Annotated in this window: 3 protein-coding genes and 2 pseudogenes; 2 read left to right on the forward strand and 3 right to left on the reverse strand. The window is 47.2% G+C overall.

From position 1 onward, the window contains the following. Positions 1-281: 281 nt before the first annotated feature. Both QZ506_RS14655 and QZ506_RS14660 read right to left on the reverse strand, forming a co-directional pair. On the reverse strand, positions 282-626 hold the full coding sequence (locus QZ506_RS14655; protein ID WP_291972023.1) for a Rha family transcriptional regulator: 345 nt from the start codon (positions 624-626) through the stop codon (positions 282-284). Positions 627-927: 301 nt separating this feature from the next. Beyond that, positions 928-1,044 (reverse strand): annotated as a pseudogene (locus QZ506_RS14660) (Rha family transcriptional regulator); the annotation flags it as partial. A gap of 60 nt (positions 1,045-1,104) precedes the next feature. Between QZ506_RS14660 and QZ506_RS14665 the strand changes: the two are divergent. Further along, positions 1,105-1,209 (forward strand): annotated as a pseudogene (locus tag QZ506_RS14665) (IS1 family transposase); the annotation flags it as partial. Further along, complete coding sequence (locus QZ506_RS14670; protein ID WP_291972025.1) at positions 1,169-1,381, forward strand: IS1 family transposase; 213 nt, start codon at positions 1,169-1,171, stop codon at positions 1,379-1,381. The pseudogene QZ506_RS14665 and the gene QZ506_RS14670, both read left to right, overlap by 41 nt. A 12-nt stretch (positions 1,382-1,393) precedes the next feature. Here the strand turns inward: QZ506_RS14670 and QZ506_RS14675 are convergent. Then, a partial coding sequence (locus QZ506_RS14675; RefSeq protein WP_291968800.1) for an ATP-binding protein occupies positions 1,394-1,523 on the reverse strand: 130 nt, incomplete at its 5' end.

The following is a 1,523-nucleotide window of genomic DNA, read 5'->3' on the forward strand; positions in this document are numbered from 1 at the left end:
ATCTTGCAGGCTTTTGATACGTTACCGAGTTCTTCGGCGAGATTGAGCAGGCCGGCTTTGTGTTTGATAATGGGATTGTTAGTATGAAGCATGATAGTTACCTCGCGTTTTGTTTAAGGATTAGACACCCATATCAAAACCGGTAACTCTTAGCCTTTCAAGGTCCAGTGTCAGATCTAGTCGCGACTAATACAGATAAGCCTTTCGCGGTACAGGCGTTCAAATCGCTTCGCTCACTCTCTTATCCCGATGGGAATCTTAGGTTTCATTCGTAGCTCCTCTTACGATGCAAGGCTGTTTGGATGCTGTGTTTCTTCTGCACGTTGGGCTGCGATGCGTAGGGCTTCAGGATACGTTTGTGGTATGAAAAACTGGCTTGCAAGCTCTTCAAGCTCATGCCAGCGTTTGATGACACGCATGCGGTGGATGGCGCATAATCCTATGAGAAGGCATTCTGTGTGGTCGCGTTCGAGAAGATACTCGGTCTGCTGGCGATTAATGGAATCCAGATAGATGTGCTCAAAACTGAGCGTATCTTCTTCCAGGTCAACGAGCATCTTTTCGATGTCTCGCTTGACGTTCTTATGTTGCTTTTCTGTCAGCTCCGCAATCTCGCGGCTGGACATGGTTAATGTTTGTGCAATGGTTAAATTTTGAATGTTAAAGCTCCTCACAAGTCAATGTGATTAATGGAACCCCGGCACGATCCCGGGGCGGAATGACTGGGTTAGATTAGCTACCGAGCTTTTTAATCAGGTCGTCTTTGTGTATGACGAGATAGTCAGCTCGACGCGCAATCTCGAACAATGTATCGAGGCTGGCAACATATTCGTTGTCAGCAATTGGCCGGGAGCTGATGACTTTATTGTCTTGAAGGGTTAGCAGGATTTCGCTGGTGACGCCACTGACGGCAACTGCGCCATTAAGCCGCTCTTCCATGCGGTTAAACTCCGCGATGTAAGCTTCCTTGAACGCTGCGGCTTTTTTGCCGGTAAAGCCCATGACGAGGAAGACGAAACCGTCTTTTGTCATCTCAAACATCGGGTTCGTGTATTCAATATGTTGATTGCAGTGTGAAATGTCCGGTTTTGGATGTGGAATACAGTGGCTAAAGTTGATGTAAGATGCCCGTTTTGTGAACAGACATCTCCTGTGAAAAAACACTGTGATGGCAAAAGTAGCCATCAGCGTTACCGTCGTCAGTCATGCAAACACGGATGGCTACAGGGCTTACAACGACGAACTTCCAAAAGTAAAACACATTGTTAGCAAGCTGTATACACCGCGTATTGAGCGTGTGCATATTCGCATGCGATCGATCATCGATTCGCATCTAAGGTCGATCACGTTTTCGCATCGTATCGATCATCCGGAAACCTAACTTTTTATCGTTTTAGCGTGTTTCTTCTGCGCTTTCCACTACCGGGCTATTTTTCCTTAATGATTCTCCCTTAAGCTCCAGTCTGTGGGCGTTGTGGATCAGCCGATCCAGGAAGGCATCGGCCGCCGTAGGGTTTTCCATC

The sequence above is a fragment of the Candidatus Symbiopectobacterium sp. genome (assembly GCF_020054415.1).
Taxonomy (GTDB): domain Bacteria; phylum Pseudomonadota; class Gammaproteobacteria; order Enterobacterales; family Enterobacteriaceae; genus Symbiopectobacterium.

What these genes read in the sequence shown, in the direction of transcription:
- QZ506_RS14655 (WP_291972023.1), bottom strand. Translation starts at nt 626, where the DNA reads ATGTCCAGCCGCGAGATTGCGGAGCTGACAGAAAAGCAACATAAGAAC.
- QZ506_RS14670 (WP_291972025.1), top strand. Translation starts at nt 1,169, where the DNA reads ATGGCAAAAGTAGCCATCAGCGTTACCGTCGTCAGTCATGCAAACACG.